This window comes from Pseudomonas fluorescens group sp. PF-69 (assembly GCF_054481235.1).
The window spans coordinates 1,938,031-1,953,231 of the sequence record NZ_JBTMNC010000001.1 but is presented as its reverse complement, the minus strand read 5'-3'; the positions used below and the strand labels follow the sequence as shown (position 1 = coordinate 1,953,231).

The window sequence follows — 15,201 nt, the reverse complement described above, 5'->3', positions numbered from 1 at the left end:
GACAGCCCCAAAGGTTTAAAAACGAATGAATGCTCTAGCCCGCCGCGCTGCTGGCCTGCTGCTCAGCACAGTTTGCCTGCCCCTTTCGGCCCTGGCCGCCGACCCGCAACCCACCCACGAATTCACCCTCGACAATGGCCTGAAGGTCGTCGTGCGCGAAGATCATCGCGCGCCGGTGGTGGTGTCACAGGTCTGGTACAAGGTCGGCTCCAGCTACGAGACTCCGGGTCAGACCGGGTTGTCCCACGCCTTGGAACACATGATGTTCAAGGGCAGCGAGAAAGTCGGTCCCGGCGAAGCCTCACTGATCCTGCGTGACCTCGGCGCCGAGGAGAACGCCTTCACCAGCGACGACTTCACCGCTTATTACCAGGTACTGGCCCGCGATCGCCTGGGCGTGGCCTTCGAACTGGAAGCCGACCGCATGGCCAGCCTGCGTCTGCCGCCCGATGAGTTCGCCCGGGAAATCGAAGTCATTAAAGAAGAACGCCGCCTGCGCACCGACGACAAACCGATGTCCAAGGCCTACGAGCGCTTCAAGGCCATGGCTTACCCGGCCAGCGGCTATCACACGCCCACCATCGGCTGGATGGCGGATCTGGACCGCATGAAGGTCCAAGAGCTGCGCCACTGGTATGAATCCTGGTACGTGCCGAACAACGCCACGCTGGTAGTGGTCGGCGATGTGACCCCGGATGAAGTCAAAGCCCTGGCCCAGCGTTACTTCGGCCCGATCGCCAAACGCGACGTGCCGCCGGCGAAAATTCCGCTGGAACTGGCCGAGCCCGGCGAGCGCCAGATCACCCTGCACGTGAAGACCCAACTGCCCAGCCTGATGCTGGCATTCAACGTACCGAGCATTGCCACCGCCGAAGACAAACGCTCGGTGAATGCCTTGCGCCTGATTTCCGCCCTGCTCGACGGTGGCTATAGCGCACGCATCCCGACCCAACTGGAGCGTGGCGAAGAGCTGGTGTCCGGCGCTTCGTCGAGCTACGACGCCTACACCCGTGGCGACAGTCTGTTCACGCTGTCGGCAACCCCCAACAGCCAGAAAAACAAAACCATCGAGCAGGCGGAAGCCGGTTTGTGGAAGCTGCTCGAACAGTTGAAAACCACCGCGCCGTCCAGCGAAGAACTCGAGCGCGTGCGGGCACAGGTCATCGCCGGCCTGGTTTACGAGCGTGACTCGATCACCAGTCAGGCCACCGCCATCGGCCAACTCGAAACCGTCGGCCTGTCCTGGAAATTGATGGACACCGAACTCGCCGAACTGGAAAGCGTGACCCCGCAAGACATCCAGAAAGCCGCCAAGCTGTATTTCACCCGCGAACGTCTCAGCGTCGCCCATGTTCTGCCAGAGGAGACGACTCATGAGTGAGCGTAAAAAATCGCGCCGGGCCCTGCTGGGCCTGATCGCTGCCATGTTGATCGGCTCTGCCGCAGTCTATTTCGCCAAGACTGATGACTCCATTGCCAGTGAAGCACTGGACAAAGCCAAGGCCAGCCAGAAACTGCAATCGCTGACCGAGCTCAACGGCAAGGCGCCGAGCCATCGCAAACTCGATGTCCAGAGCTGGAACACCGCCGAAGGCGCCAAAGTGTTGTTTGTCGAGGCCCGTGAGCTGCCGATGTTCGACATGCGCCTGATCTTTGCCGCCGGCAGCAGCCAGGATGGCGATGCCCCCGGTCTGGCCACGCTGACCAACGCCATGCTCAACGAAGGCGTCGCCGGCAAAGACGTCAGCGCGATTGCCCAGGGTTTCGAAGGCCTGGGCGCCGATTTCGGCAACGGGGCCTACAAAGACATGGCGGTCGCCTCTCTGCGCAGCCTCAGCGCCGCAGACAAACGCGAGCCGGCCCTGAAGCTATTCGCTGAAGTCGTTGGCAAGCCGACGTTCCCCGCTGATTCCTTTACCCGCATCAAGAACCAGTTGCTCGCCGGTTTCGAATACCAGAAACAGAACCCCGGCAAACTGGCCAGCGTCGAATTGATGAATCGCCTGTATGGCGATCACCCGTACGCGCACTCCAGCGACGGCACGGCGAACACCATTCCGGCCATCACCCTGGAGCAACTGCGCGCGTTCCACCAGAAAGCCTATGCCGCCGGGAACGTAGTGATCGCACTGGTGGGCGATTTGTCCCGCACTGAAGCCGAAGCCATTGCGGCACAGGTTTCCGCGGCCCTGCCCAAAGGCCCGGCTTTGCCGAAAATCGCGCAACCGGCCGAACCCAAGGCCAGCGTCGGCCACATCGAGTTTCCGTCCAAGCAGACCAACCTGATGATCGCGCAACTGGGCATCGACCGTGACGATCCGGACTACGCGGCCCTGTCCATGGGTAACCAGATCCTCGGCGGCGGCGGTTTCGGCACTCGCCTGATGAGCGAAGTCCGCGAGAAGCGTGGCCTGTCTTACGGCGTGTATTCGGGCTTCACCCCGATGCAGGCGCGCGGCCCGTTCATGATCAACCTGCAGACCCGCGCCGAGATGAGCGAAGGCACCCTGAAGCTGGTGCAGGACGTGCTGGCCGATTACCTTAAAACCGGCCCGACCGAAAAAGAACTCGACGACGCCAAGCGCGAACTGTCCGGCAGCTTCCCGCTGTCGACCGCCAGCAACGCGGACATTGTCGGCCAACTGGGCGCCATCGGCTTCTATAACCTGCCGCTGAGTCATCTGGAGGACTTCATGCAACAGTCGCAGAACCTGACTGTCGAGCAAGTCCGCGCCGCACTGAACAAACACCTGAGCACGGACAAAATGGTCATCGTCAGCGCTGGCCCGACCGTGCCACAAAAGCCGTTACCGGCCCCTACTGATAAACCTGCCGAGCAACCGCTCGGGGTTCCGGAGCATTAATGGCCACTTCCCGTCCTAAAAAACCGGTTCACAACGTGCATAACGGCGTGAACCAACTGCGCATCATCGGCGGCGAATGGCGCAGCCGAAAGCTGAGCTTCCCTGACGCTCCGGGCCTGCGCCCGACGCCGGACCGGGTGCGCGAAACCCTGTTCAACTGGCTGGCACCCTACGTCCCTGGCGCCAAGGTGCTCGACCCGTTCACCGGCAGTGGCGCGCTGTTTCTCGAAGCCTTGTCCCGTGGCGCAGCCATGGGCCAGGCGCTGGACGCCAGCAGCCTCGCGGTGTCCAGCCTCAAGGAGCATCTGGGTACGCTGCGCTGCACCACCGGCCAGGTACAGACCGCCGATGCCCTGCGCTACCTGGAAACCCAGCCAGCGGTTGCCTACGACCTGGTATTCCTCGACCCGCCGTTCAACCAGAACCTGTTGCCCGCCGTTTGCACGCTGCTTGAAGAGCGTCAGTGGCTGGCAGACGACGCCTGGGTCTATACCGAAAGCGAAAGCGCACCCTCGACCCTGGGCCTGCCAGGCAACTGGCGCCTGCACCGGGAGCAAAAGTCCGGGCGGGTCTATTATTCGTTGTGGCAACGTATGGCAGAGATTGCCGGCTAATCGATCGGCCTGAACAAGGTGCGTGCCTCCTTCAAGGCACGCGCCGCTGCTTCGAGAACAATCGTGTCCCATCCGTCAGAACGCTTCATCCCTGCCTTCGGCCTCGGCAACCCGCACTTGCAAACCTTGTGGGGACCGCTGTGGCGCAAAACCACACACATCGAGCGCGAGCGTGAACGCCTGTGGCTCGAGGATGGCGACTTCCTCGACCTCGACTGGCACGGCCCGCACAGCGTCGACGCCCCCCTGGTACTGGTGTTGCACGGACTGACCGGTTCGTCGAATTCGCCTTACGTGGCCGGGATTCAAAAAGCGCTGGGCGACCGGGGCTGGGCCAGCGTCGCGCTGAACTGGCGCGGCTGCTCTGGCGAACCCAACCTGCTGCCGCGCAGCTACCATTCCGGCGCCAGTGAAGACCTCGCCGAAACCATCAGGCACCTGCGGGCCAAACGCCCTCTCGCTCCGCTGTATGCCGTCGGTTATTCCCTGGGCGGCAATGTGTTGCTCAAGCATCTGGGCGAAACCGGTAGCGCCAGCGGCCTGCTCGGCGCGGTGGCGGTGTCGGTGCCGTTTCGCCTGGACCAGTGCGCCGACCGCATCGGCCAGGGTTTTTCCAAGGTTTATCAGGCGCACTTCATGCGCGAAATGCTGGCCTACATCAAGAACAAGCAGCGGCAGTTCCAGCACGACGGGCGCGAGGATGGCCTGGCAGCGCTCGCCGCGCTGGGCTCGCTGGAAAACATGCGCACATTCTGGGATTTCGATGGCCGGGTGACCGCACCGCTCAATGGCTTCACCGATGCCGAGGACTACTATCGCCGTGCATCGAGCCGCTACTTCCTGGGCGAAATCCGCACGCCAACCTTGCTCATTCAGGCAGCCGATGACCCCTTCGTGTTTTCCCACAGCCTGCCCCAGGCACAAGAGTTATCGGCCTGCACGCAATTCGAGTTGCAGGCCAAGGGTGGTCACGTCGGATTTGTCGACGGTTCGTTCCGGCAACCGGGGTACTACCTGGAACGGCGTATCCCACAGTGGCTGGCCACCCTGGCTCGCGAGTAGACCGTGAATAACCCTCAGGGCGAATCCATCCACTTCTGGCAGACCGCGCCACTGGCTGGGGTCGAGTTGTTGTCTGCGCGATACATCGAACACCGTTTCGCCCCTCATGTGCACGACGGCTACGTGATCGGCATGATCATGGCGGGCGCCCAGCGCTACCGGTATCGCGGCACCGAACATCTGGCAGGCAGCGGTACGCTGGTATTGATCAACCCGGACGAACTGCACACGGGCCACAAGGGTACGGAGGACGGCTGGCTGTACCGGGCGTTTTATCCCGATAGCGAGCAGATCCTGTCGCTGCTGGCCGAACTCGAATTGCCCACCCGTCACCTGCCGGCGTTCGGCGCCACGCTGTACCGCGATCCGGATCTGGTGAATGGCTTCTGCCAATTGCACCGCTTGCTGGAAAGCCCATCCACCGCACTGCAACAACAGACCGCCTGGCGTGAACTGATGCTTTCATTGCTGCAGCGTCACGCAGCGGTTCCGGATGCCGGAAAACCGGGCAAGGAACACCGGGCGGTGACATTGGCCAAGGACTTGCTGCAAACGCAATTGGCGGCACCGCCCTCGCTGGAAGAACTGGCTGCGGCGGTGAACCTGTCGCCCTTTCACTTTGCCCGGGTGTTCCGCCGCGCCACCGGCATGCCGCCGCACACATGGCTGATGCAACAACGCATCGCCCGGGCACGGGCACTGTTGCAGGACGGTTGTTTGCCGCTGGAAGTCGCGACGCAATTGGGGTTTGCCGACCAGAGTCATCTGAGTCGGCAATTCAAGCAGGTGTATGGGGTGGGGCCAGGGGCGTATCGCAGTGCGCGCCTGTCTTGAAATCTGAAATTCACCCTGCCCCTGTGGGAGCGAGCTCTCTCCCACAAGGATTTGCGGTGACTATTCGCCTTTGGCGACGCCGCGATCAGGCTCGTTGATCCACTCGCTCCACGACCCGGCATACAACGAGCCCAATGGATAACCCGCCAGGCACAGCGCAAACAGGTTGTGGCAAGCCGTCACACCGGACCCGCAATACGCCACCAGCTCCGTCGGCGAACGGTCTTGCAGCTTCGCCGCAAAACGCTGCTTGAGCTGATCGGCCGGCAGGAAACGCCCATCGCTGCCCAGGTTGTCGGTGAACGCCGCACACTGCGCGCCGGGGATGTGCCCGGCAATCGGGTCGATCGGCTCCACTTCGCCCTTGAAGCGCGGCAAGGCGCGGGCATCGAGCAAGGTCAGCGCGGGTTGGCCCAGGCGTTTGTGCAGCTGTTCAGCGCTGAGCAATAGTGAGGCGTCAGGGCTCCCGGCAAAGGTGCCGCGAGTGACGGACGGCGCATCCAGACTCAACGGCAACCCTGCGGCGTGCCAGGCTTTGAGCCCACCATCGAGGATGAACACACCCTCACGCTTGCCCAGCCACGCCAGCAGCCACCAGGCCCGCGCCGCATAGGCACCCGGACCGTCGTCATACAAAACCACTTCGCTGTCGGCATTGATGCCCCAGGCTTGCAGACGCTCGATCAGGGCGGCCGGCTCAGGCAATGGATGACGCCCGGTCACACCCTTGACCACTTTGCCGCTGAGATCGCGCTCGAGATCGGCGAAGCTCGACCCGGCAATGTGTCCTTCGGCATAGCTGCGCTGACCGTAATCCGGGTCTTCGAGGGCAAAACGACAATCCAGAATCACCAACCCCGGCTGGTCCTTCTTCAGGTCCAGCGCTTGCGGGCTGATCAGTTGCGCAATGGGCATAACGGGCTCCTGTGAGGTTGTCGAATGACGATCCTACTGCACTTTGCGCTTCACAGCTCTTCCAGCGCCTGGGCCAACGGCACATAAAACTCCTCGAACAAGGCGTTGACCGCATCGCGCGCCTGATCCGTGACGAAGCCGGCCTCCAGCACCAGCACTTGATAGACCCCGCGCTTGATCGCTTGCTCGCTCAGGTGACTGGAGTTTTCCCGCGTGGTGCACAGAAAGCGCACCCAGGACGTGAGGATGATCCAGGCATTAAGGGTCAGGGATTCGATCTGCACCCGATCCATCTTCAGGATGCCTGCCTCGACGAAGCCCTCGTAGATGTGCGTGCCCTGGATCAGGCAGCGCTGGGAAAAGCGCCGATAGCGCCCGGCCAGGTCTGCATCGCTGTCGAGCAAGTGTTCGAGGTCGCGATGCAAAAACCGGTAGCGCCACATCGCCGACAGCAGCTCCTTGAGGTAGAAGCGCTTGTCTTCCACCGTGGCGGCGCGGCCCTGGGGCGGGCGCAGGAAACTGTCCACCAGGCTTTCGTACTCACTGAACAGCACGGCGATGATCGCCTGCTTGTTGGGGAAGTGGTAGTACAGGTTGCCCGGAGAAATCTCCATGTGAGCAGCGATGTGATTGGTGCTGATGCTGCGCTCGCCCTGTTGATTGAACAGCTCCAGGCTGTTCTGCACGATGCGCTCGCTGGTTTTGATCCTTGGGGCCATGGCTTGAGCTTTAATTCAGAGTGCGTTGACGACCATCTTACGACCTAACCGGACAGGGATAAAACAAAGCTGCGGCAGGATGCCATTTGACTTTCTAGAGCATAGACTCTAAAACAACCCTCATTACAATAAATCCGGAGCCGACCATGACCGCTGGAATTTCCTACCTGCAAGACCAGCAGCAGCCTCTGGAAGAACTCCACAACCTCTTCAACGCGCAGCGCGCCGCCTACGCCGCCAACCCGATGCCACCCGCGGCCCAGCGCCAGCAGTGGCTCAAGGCATTGCGCGACCTGTTGAGCGCTGAACGCGAACCCCTGATTGATGCCATCAGCCAGGACTTCAGCCACCGCAGCCCCGATGAAACCCTGCTCGCCGAATTGATGCCCAGCCTGCATGGTATTCATTACGCCAGCCGCCACCTCAAAGGCTGGATGCGAGCGTCGCGCCGCACGGTCGGCGTGGCCTTCCAGCCTGCCTCGGCCAAAGTGGTTTACCAGCCGCTGGGCGTGGTCGGGGTGATCGTGCCGTGGAACTACCCGTTGTACCTGGCCATCGGGCCTCTGGTCGGCGCGTTGGCGGCGGGCAATCGGGTGATGCTCAAGCTCAGCGAGTCCACGCCTGCCACCGGCTTGCTGCTCAAGGACCTGCTGGGACGAATCTTTCCCGACGACCTGGTCTGCGTGGTACTGGGCGAGGCCGATATCGGGGTCGCGTTTTCACGACTGCGTTTCGATCATTTGTTGTTCACCGGCGCCACCAGCATCGGTAAACACGTGATGCGGGCCGCTGCGGAGAACCTGACGCCCGTTACCCTCGAATTGGGAGGCAAATCCCCCGCCATCGTGTCCCACGACGTGCCCCTCAAGGACGCCGCCGAACGCATCGCTTTCGGCAAGACCCTCAACGCCGGGCAAACCTGCGTGGCGCCAGACTACGTGCTGGTGCCCGAAGACCGCGTCGGTTCTTTCGTCGAAGCCTATCGCCAGGCGGTTCGCGGGTTTTTTCCGACCCTGGCCAACAACCCGGACTACACCGCGATCATCAATGATCGCCAACTGGCGCGACTCAATGGCTATATCAGCGATGCCACCAGCAAAGGCGCGCTGCTGGTACCGCTGTTCGAACAGGGCCAGGGACGCCGTATGGGCCACAGTTTGCTGCTCAACGTCAGCGACGACATGACGGTGATGCAGGACGAAATCTTTGGTCCGCTGCTGCCGATCGTGCCGTACAAGGATCTGGATCAGGCGTTTGCCTACATCAACCAGCGCCCTCGCCCACTGGCGCTGTACTACTTCGGCTATGACAAACGCGAGCAACACCGCGTTCTTCATGAAACCCATTCCGGCGGCGTGTGCCTGAACGACACCCTGCTGCACGTTGCCCAGGACGACATGCCCTTCGGCGGCATTGGCGCCTCGGGCATGGGGCACTACCACGGCCACGAAGGTTTCCTGACCTTCAGCAAGGCCAAGGGTGTGCTGATCAAACAGCGGTTCAACGCGGCGAAACTGATCTACCCGCCGTACGGAAAATCCATTCAGAAACTGATCCAGAAGCTGTTCATCCGCTAACGATCGTCACCGTCGGGTAATAACAACAATGAACCCAAGCCTGTCCGATACACCCGCGCTGTCACGGCGCGGCCTGCTCAAGTTCAGCCTCGGCGCCAGCGCCTTTCTTGCCACGGCCGGATTGGGAGCCAGCCTGAGCGGGTGCTCGTCGAGCATCCCGGCCAGCGGATTTTCGTCTTTGCGCAGTGGCGACCTGCTGTTTCTGCGGGCACTGGTGCCGGTCATGCTCGAGGGTGCCGTGGTCGTCGAAGGTATGTCCGACGCCGTCGAAGGTACCCTGAAAAGCCTGGATTACAACCTTGATCACCTGTCGCCGGAAATGCTCAAGCTGACCCGGCAACTGTTCGACGTGCTGGGCATGGCCGTGACCCGCGGACCACTGACCGGCATCTGGGGCAGTTGGGAAAACGCCAGCGGCGCTGAGATCCGGCATTTCCTCGATCGCTGGGAGAACAGCGCCTTGGGCCTGTTGCGCATGGGACACAGCTCGTTACTGCAACTGGTGATGATGGCCTGGTACGGCCGCAAGGAATCCTGGGCCCATTGCGGGTATCCAGGACCGCCAACGGTTTGAAATCGAGTCGACCCTATCGCGGGCAGGCTCGCTCCCACAGAGGATCGCGTACCCCTTTGCTCGCGAAGACGGCCTCATGAACACCGCTGATCCAAACCATAACAACAAGAGAACCCGAAGATGCCCGTACCCGATCCGTTCCGCGAAGGCATGGCCCGTGGCTGGAAAACCTACAACGGCTCGCAACTGACCCAGGACCTGAGCCTCGAAGCGGATGTGGCGATCATTGGCAGTGGCGCCGGCGGTGGAACCACGGCCGAAATCCTCAGCGCAGCCGGTTACAAAGTACTGCTGATCGAGGAGGGTCCGCTCAAGACCAGCAGCGACTTCAAGCTGCTTGAAGACCAGGCCTACGCCAGCCTCTATCAGGAAGGCATCGGTCGCATGAGCAAGGACGGTGCGATCACCATCCTCCAGGGCCGCGCGGTGGGCGGGACCACGCTAATCAATTGGACCTCCAGCTTCCGCACCCCGGAGCCGACCCTGGAACACTGGGCCAGGGAGCACAACGTCAAGGGCCACTCGCCGGCTGAAATGGCGCCGTGGTTCGAGAAAATGGAACAGCGCCTGGGGGTCGCCCCGTGGAGGGTTCCGCCCAATGCCAACAACGATGTGATCCGCAAGGGCTGCGAGAAACTCGGCTACAGCTGGCATGTGATCCCGCGCAACGTGCGCGGCTGCTGGAACCTCGGCTACTGCGGCATGGGCTGCCCGACCAACGCCAAGCAATCGATGATGGTCACGACCATTCCGGCCACGCTGGAAAAGGGTGGCGAGTTGCTGTACCTGGCCCGCGCTGAAAAGCTCATTCTGGCGGGCGACAAGGTCACTGGCCTGCAATGCATGGCGATGGACGAGCGCTGTGTCGAACCCACAGGGCGCCGCATCACGGTCAAGGCGCGGCATTACGTACTGGCGGGCGGCGGAATCAACAGCCCGGCGCTGTTGCTGCGTTCCGACGCGCCTGATCCGCACAAACGGCTGGGCAAACGGACTTTCCTGCATGTGGTGAACATGTCCGCCGGGCTGTTTGATGAGGTGATCAATCCGTTTTACGGGGCACCGCAGTCGATTTACTCCGACCATTTCCAATGGCTGGACGGCACCACTGGCAGGATGGCCTACAAACTGGAAGTCCCGCCGCTGCACCCCGCATTGGCAACCACGCTGCTCGGCGGTTTTGGCCAGGAAAACGCGCAGCACATGGCCAACCTTCCCCACACTCACGCCATGCTCGCGTTGCTGCGGGACGGTTTTCACCCGGATAGCCCCGGCGGTGCCGTCGAGTTGCGCGGTGATGGCACACCGGTGCTCGATTACCAGATGACGCCTTATGTGTGGGAAGGCTTGCGCCGTGCGTTCCACAGCATGGCCGAGATTCAGTTCGCCGGTGGCGCCAAGGCGGTGATGCCAATGCACGCCGATGCCCGTTATGTGAAAACCCTGGGCGAAGCGCGCACGCTGATCGATGGTTTGAGCCTGGAGCTGTACCGCACCCGGCTGGGCAGCGCCCATGTAATGGGCGGTTGTGCCATGGGCGAAGACCCGAAAACCGCTGTGACCGACAGCCTCGGTCGACATCATCAACTGGCCAATCTGTCGATACACGACGGCTCGCTATTCCCCACCAGCATTGGCGCAAACCCGCAGTTGTCGGTCTACGGGCTGACCGCGCAACTGGCGACTTCCCTGTCCGAACGTTTGAAAAACTCATGAAAACGACGAATATTCCCATCGTCTATAGTGCTTCCTTACCCAACAGGCGACTTGGCCGACCGGTTAGGCTGCGATACCATCCGACTCCCCAACGCACTCCCGCCAGGACGACGCGATGAACCGAGTGTTGTACCCAGGTACCTTCGACCCTATTACCAAGGGCCATGGCGATCTGGTCGAACGCGCCTCGCGCCTGTTCGACCACGTGATCATTGCCGTCGCCGCCAGCCCGAAGAAAAACCCGTTGTTTCCTCTGGAACAGCGCGTGGAGCTGGCCCGCGAGGTCACCAAACATCTGCCGAACGTTGAAGTCGTCGGCTTCTCGACACTGCTGGCGCACTTTGCCAAAGAGCAGAATGCCAACGTGTTCCTGCGTGGCCTGCGCGCGGTGTCGGATTTCGAGTACGAATTCCAGCTGGCCAACATGAACCGTCAGCTGGCTCCGGATGTGGAGAGTCTGTTCCTCACCCCGTCCGAGCGTTATTCGTTCATTTCCTCGACGCTGGTCCGTGAAATTGCAGCCCTTGGCGGCGATATCACCAAGTTCGTGCACCCTGTGGTGGCGGACGCCCTGACCGAGCGCTTCAAGAAATAACCCCCGCACACTGCAAGAGCGAACCTGCTCGCAATGGACGTCAACGAACGCGGGAAACCTGACACCCCGCGGCGTTCTCGGATTCATCGCCAGCAGGCTGGCTCCTGCAGTACGTCGCACCTGCGTGCAACGCAGGCGCCAATGCGGCACAATTACGCGCATTGATTTATTGCGCCCGGGCCTGCCGCCCTGGCTGGAGTTAGCATGTCCCTGATCATCACCGACGATTGCATCAACTGCGACGTCTGCGAACCTGAGTGCCCGAACGCCGCCATTTCCCAAGGCGAAGAGATCTACGTGATCGACCCGAACCTGTGCACCCAGTGCGTCGGCCACTACGATGAACCTCAGTGCCAGCAGGTCTGCCCGGTCGATTGCATTCCCCTGGACGAAGCCCATCCGGAAACTCAAGAGCAGTTGATGGAGAAGTACCGGAAAATCACCGGCAAGGCTTGAGTCTTTCGATATCTGTTCAAACGCCGTCGCGGGCAGGCCCGCTCCCACACGGATCGCTTAAACCCTGTGGGAGCCCGCAGGCGTGTCAGCGCTGACAGCGTGGGCAAAAGACGCTGGCGCGCTGCCCGAGCTTCACTTCCCGCAGCTCTGTTCCACAGACTTTGCACGGTTCAGCGCCACGGCCGTACACGAACAGTTCCTGCTGGAAGTAGCCCGGCTGACCATCACCACCGATAAAGTCCCGCAACGTGGTGCCTCCGCGCTCGATGGCAGCGGCCAGGATGCGTTTGATTTCGATCGCCAGCTTCAGATACCGCGCCCGGGAAATGCTTTTGGCCTCGCGACGGGGGTCGATCCCGGCGGCGAACAGCGCTTCGGTCGCGTAGATGTTGCCGACGCCCACCACCACCGCGTTATCCATGATGAACGGCTTGACCGCCATCGAACGCCCGCGGGATTGCTGGAACAACCGCTCGCCATCGAACAGGTCGGTCAGTGGCTCTGGCCCGAGGCGAATCAACAATTCGTGGTTGAGCGGGTCGAGGCTCCACAGCATCGCACCAAACCGTCGCGGGTCGGTGTAACGCAGGGCCAGGCCCGATTCGAGCTCGATATCCACGTGTTCATGCTTGGCCGCCGGCGTGCCGACCTCCACCAGACGCAGATTGCCCGACATGCCCAGATGACTGATCAACGTACCGACTTCGGCATTGATCAGCAGGTACTTGGCGCGCCGTTCAACCAGCACGATACGCTGCCCGGACAACCGCACATCGAGGTCTTCGGGAATTGGCCAGCGCAGCCGACGATCGCGCACGATTACCCGACTGACACGCTGGCCTTCCAGGTGCGGTGCAATGCCGCGACGAGTGGTTTCGACTTCTGGCAGTTCAGGCATGGTGTTCTCGAATCGGGCGCTCGAAAAAGAAGAAGGTCCGACACTCAGCGGTGAGTGCCGAGATCGCGAATGGTCTGCTTGAGGGTTTCGAAGTCGTAGTCCGACAGACCGACGTAATCGAGCACCAGATGCCCGATGCTGTTCCATTCGTGGTCTTCGGTCTGGTTGCCCAGCACGCGGTAGGATGCACAAATGTGCTCCGCCATCTTCAGGATCGCCAACAGGTTTTTCAACGTGCTGTTGCGCGACGATTCATCGCTGAAGATCGCCAGGGCATTGTGATGGTTGGCAATCGCGGCCGTCACATGTTCCGGCAGGCGCCAGGACTTGGCCGTGTAGTAACCGACCACCGCGTGATTGGTGTTGAACGCTTTGTTCTCGGTATCCACCACCCGGCACTCGGGGCCGGCATTGGCGTAGGCCTGTTCCAGAACGCTCATGTAGTCGGGGAAACGCTGGAGCATCAGCGGTACGCCACAGTCGTGGAACAAGCCCAGGGCATAGGCTTCATCGCCAGCCTGGGTGCCGGTGCGCTTGGCCAGGGTCAGGCAAGTCATCGCCACGTCCTGGGCCGTATCCCAGAAACGGTTCAAGGTGACGATGGTTTCATCGTTCATCTCACCCTTGATCGACTGGGCGTTGATCAGGTTGATGATCGAACGGCTGCCCAGCAGGTTCACCGCGCGCTGGATCGAGGCGATCTTGTTCGTCAGGCCGTAATAAGGCGAGTTGACGATTTTCAACAGGGAGCCCGAGAGACCTGGGTCCTGGGAAATCAGCTTCGCGATCACCTCCAGATCCGGGTCCGGCATGTACTGCTCCATCTGCAAATCCACCATGATCTGCGGTTGAGCGGGCACGCTAATGCCTTGCAGGGACTGTTGGATCTGTTCGGGAGTCAGCTCTTGGGACATAAGTACACACTCTGGGCCAGGCGCAGATTCTAGCGTCTAAAAGCGGGATTCGACATGACAAATCGACAGACATGGCGTTATCGCGAGCGGACAGCCCTCGCCGCATGTCTACCGCTGAACCTGCATACGTCTCAACACGCTATACTCCCGCTCTTTTTTCTGGAGCGACGTCATGTCCCTGCCTAGCCTGCGCCTCAAAGCCAACGCCGACCGTCGTCTGCGCAACGGTCATTTGTGGGTCTATAGCAACGAAATCGATGTAGCGGCGACCCCTTTGCACGGTTTCAAGGCCGGCGATCAGGCGATCCTCGAAGCCGCAGGTGGCAAGCCCCTGGGTATCGTGGCCATGAGCCCGAACAACCTGATCTGCGCCCGCCTGCTGTCGCGCGACATCAAGCTGCCGCTGGACAAGTCGCTGCTGGTGCATCGCCTGAACGTCGCCCTGTCGCTGCGTGATCGCCTGTTCGACAAACCTTTCTATCGCCTGGTCTACGGCGACTCCGACCTGCTGCCAGGTCTGGTGGTCGATCGTTTCGGCGACATCCTGGTCGTGCAGATCGCCTCGGCGACCATGGAAGCCCATAAAGACGACGTGATCGCGGCCCTGACCCAAGTGCTCAAGCCAAGCGGCATTCTGTTCAAGAACGACTCCGCTGCCCGTGATGCCGAAGGCCTCAATCGCTATGTCGAAACCGTCTTCGGCCTGGTGCCGGAGTGGGTTGCACTGGAAGAGAACGGCGTGAAATTCGAAGCGCCGGTCATCCAGGGCCAGAAAACCGGCTGGTTCTACGACCACCGCATGAACCGCGCACGCCTGGCGCCTTATGCCAAAGGCAAACGCGTACTGGACCTCTACAGCTACATCGGCGGCTGGGGCGTTCAGGCTGCTGCCTTCGGCGCCAGTGAAGTGTTCTGCGTCGATGCCTCGGCCTTCGCCCTCGACGGCGTCGAGCGCAACGCCGCGCTGAACGGCTTCGCCGAGAAAATGACCTGCATCGAAGGCGACGTCTTCGAAGCCCTGAAAGAGCTGAAAGCCAGCGAAGAACGTTTCGACGTGATCGTGGCCGACCCGCCGGCGTTCATCAAACGCAAGAAAGACATGAAGAACGGCGAAGGCGCCTACCGTCGCCTGAACGAGCAAGCCATGCGCCTGCTTACCAAGGACGGCATCCTGGTCAGCGCTTCGTGCTCGATGCATTTACCTGAAGATGACCTGCAGAACATCCTGCTGACCAGCGCCCGTCACCTGGATCGCAACATCCAGATGCTCGAGCGCGGCGGCCAGGGCCCGGATCACCCGGTACACCCGGCCATCGCCGAAACCCGTTACATCAAGAGCATCACCTGCCGCCTGCTGCCAAACAGCTAACACCCCCCTGTAGGAGCGAGCCTGCTCGCGAAAAACGCAAAGACACCGCGGATAGCCAGACACACCGCGTTATCGTTGACGTTCATCGCGAGCA

General features: G+C 61.4%; 15 protein-coding genes. 11 read left to right on the top strand and 4 right to left on the bottom strand.

Going from position 1 to position 15,201, the window contains the following annotated elements:
* Positions 1–25: 25 nt before the first annotated feature.
* From ACX3YF_RS08920 to ACX3YF_RS08900, 5 genes are all read left to right on the top strand, one after another.
* Positions 26–1,381, top strand: a complete 1,356-nt coding sequence (locus tag ACX3YF_RS08920; protein ID WP_130206685.1) for a M16 family metallopeptidase — start codon at positions 26–28, stop codon at positions 1,379–1,381.
* Positions 1,374–2,864: a M16 family metallopeptidase gene (locus ACX3YF_RS08915; protein ID WP_458973647.1), complete on the top strand. Its 1,491-nt coding sequence runs from the start codon at positions 1,374–1,376 to the stop codon at positions 2,862–2,864. Before ACX3YF_RS08920 ends, ACX3YF_RS08915 begins: the two co-directional genes overlap by 8 nt.
* A complete protein-coding gene (rsmD, locus tag ACX3YF_RS08910; RefSeq protein ID WP_130206689.1) occupies positions 2,864–3,478 on the top strand; it encodes a 16S rRNA (guanine(966)-N(2))-methyltransferase RsmD in 615 nt (204 codons plus the stop codon). Before ACX3YF_RS08915 ends, rsmD begins: the two co-directional genes overlap by 1 nt.
* A 63-nt stretch (positions 3,479–3,541) precedes the next feature.
* Complete coding sequence (locus ACX3YF_RS08905) at positions 3,542–4,540, top strand: hydrolase (RefSeq protein ID WP_130206692.1); 999 nt, start codon at positions 3,542–3,544, stop codon at positions 4,538–4,540.
* 3 nt (positions 4,541–4,543) lie between these two features.
* Complete coding sequence (locus tag ACX3YF_RS08900; RefSeq protein WP_448647582.1) at positions 4,544–5,374, top strand: AraC family transcriptional regulator; 831 nt, start codon at positions 4,544–4,546, stop codon at positions 5,372–5,374.
* Between the two features lie 60 nt (positions 5,375–5,434).
* On the opposite strand, the gene ACX3YF_RS08895 is transcribed toward ACX3YF_RS08900, so the two are convergent.
* Together ACX3YF_RS08895 and ACX3YF_RS08890 are read right to left on the bottom strand one after the other, a co-directional pair.
* The gene (locus tag ACX3YF_RS08895; RefSeq protein WP_198132631.1) at positions 5,435–6,289 is read right to left on the bottom strand and encodes a sulfurtransferase; all 855 of its coding nucleotides are present in this window, start codon (positions 6,287–6,289) and stop codon (positions 5,435–5,437) included.
* Positions 6,290–6,339: 50 nt separating this feature from the next.
* Positions 6,340–7,008 carry a TetR/AcrR family transcriptional regulator gene (locus ACX3YF_RS08890; protein WP_047534581.1) on the bottom strand — a complete coding sequence of 223 codons (669 nt, stop codon included), beginning with the start codon at positions 7,006–7,008 and terminating at the stop codon, positions 6,340–6,342.
* Positions 7,009–7,154: 146 nt separating this feature from the next.
* Here ACX3YF_RS08890 and ACX3YF_RS08885 point away from each other — a divergent pair, with 146 nt between their 5' ends.
* The 5 genes from ACX3YF_RS08885 to ACX3YF_RS08865 all read left to right on the top strand — a co-directional run bounded on the left by ACX3YF_RS08885 (position 7,155) and on the right by ACX3YF_RS08865 (position 11,926).
* On the top strand, positions 7,155–8,585 hold the full coding sequence (locus ACX3YF_RS08885) for a coniferyl aldehyde dehydrogenase (protein ID WP_448647583.1): 1,431 nt from the start codon (positions 7,155–7,157) through the stop codon (positions 8,583–8,585).
* A 28-nt stretch (positions 8,586–8,613) separates the two neighbouring features.
* Positions 8,614–9,159 carry a twin-arginine translocation pathway signal protein gene (locus ACX3YF_RS08880; RefSeq protein WP_458944160.1) on the top strand — a complete coding sequence of 182 codons (546 nt, stop codon included), beginning with the start codon at positions 8,614–8,616 and terminating at the stop codon, positions 9,157–9,159.
* 120 nt (positions 9,160–9,279) lie between these two features.
* Entirely contained in the window at positions 9,280–10,875 is a 1,596-nt protein-coding gene (locus ACX3YF_RS08875; RefSeq protein ID WP_458973646.1) for a GMC family oxidoreductase, read from the top strand.
* 115 nt (positions 10,876–10,990) lie between these two features.
* On the top strand, positions 10,991–11,470 hold the full coding sequence (gene coaD, locus ACX3YF_RS08870) for a pantetheine-phosphate adenylyltransferase (RefSeq protein WP_007939322.1): 480 nt from the start codon (positions 10,991–10,993) through the stop codon (positions 11,468–11,470).
* 204 nt (positions 11,471–11,674) lie between these two features.
* Positions 11,675–11,926, top strand: coding sequence for a YfhL family 4Fe-4S dicluster ferredoxin (locus tag ACX3YF_RS08865; protein WP_003176712.1), 252 nt, complete (start codon positions 11,675–11,677; stop codon positions 11,924–11,926).
* Between the two features lie 85 nt (positions 11,927–12,011).
* On the opposite strand, the gene mutM is transcribed toward ACX3YF_RS08865, so the two are convergent.
* Entirely contained in the window at positions 12,012–12,824 is an 813-nt protein-coding gene (gene mutM / locus ACX3YF_RS08860) for a bifunctional DNA-formamidopyrimidine glycosylase/DNA-(apurinic or apyrimidinic site) lyase (protein WP_047534590.1), read from the bottom strand.
* A 44-nt stretch (positions 12,825–12,868) separates the two neighbouring features.
* Entirely contained in the window at positions 12,869–13,684 is an 816-nt protein-coding gene (locus ACX3YF_RS08855) for an HDOD domain-containing protein (protein ID WP_189340380.1), read from the bottom strand.
* 226 nt (positions 13,685–13,910) lie between these two features.
* Between ACX3YF_RS08855 and ACX3YF_RS08850 the strand changes: the two genes are divergently transcribed.
* Positions 13,911–15,107 (top strand): class I SAM-dependent rRNA methyltransferase, encoded by a 1,197-nt coding sequence (locus ACX3YF_RS08850; RefSeq protein WP_090326160.1) that lies wholly within the window; start codon positions 13,911–13,913, stop codon positions 15,105–15,107.
* Positions 15,108–15,201 lie beyond the last annotated feature (94 nt).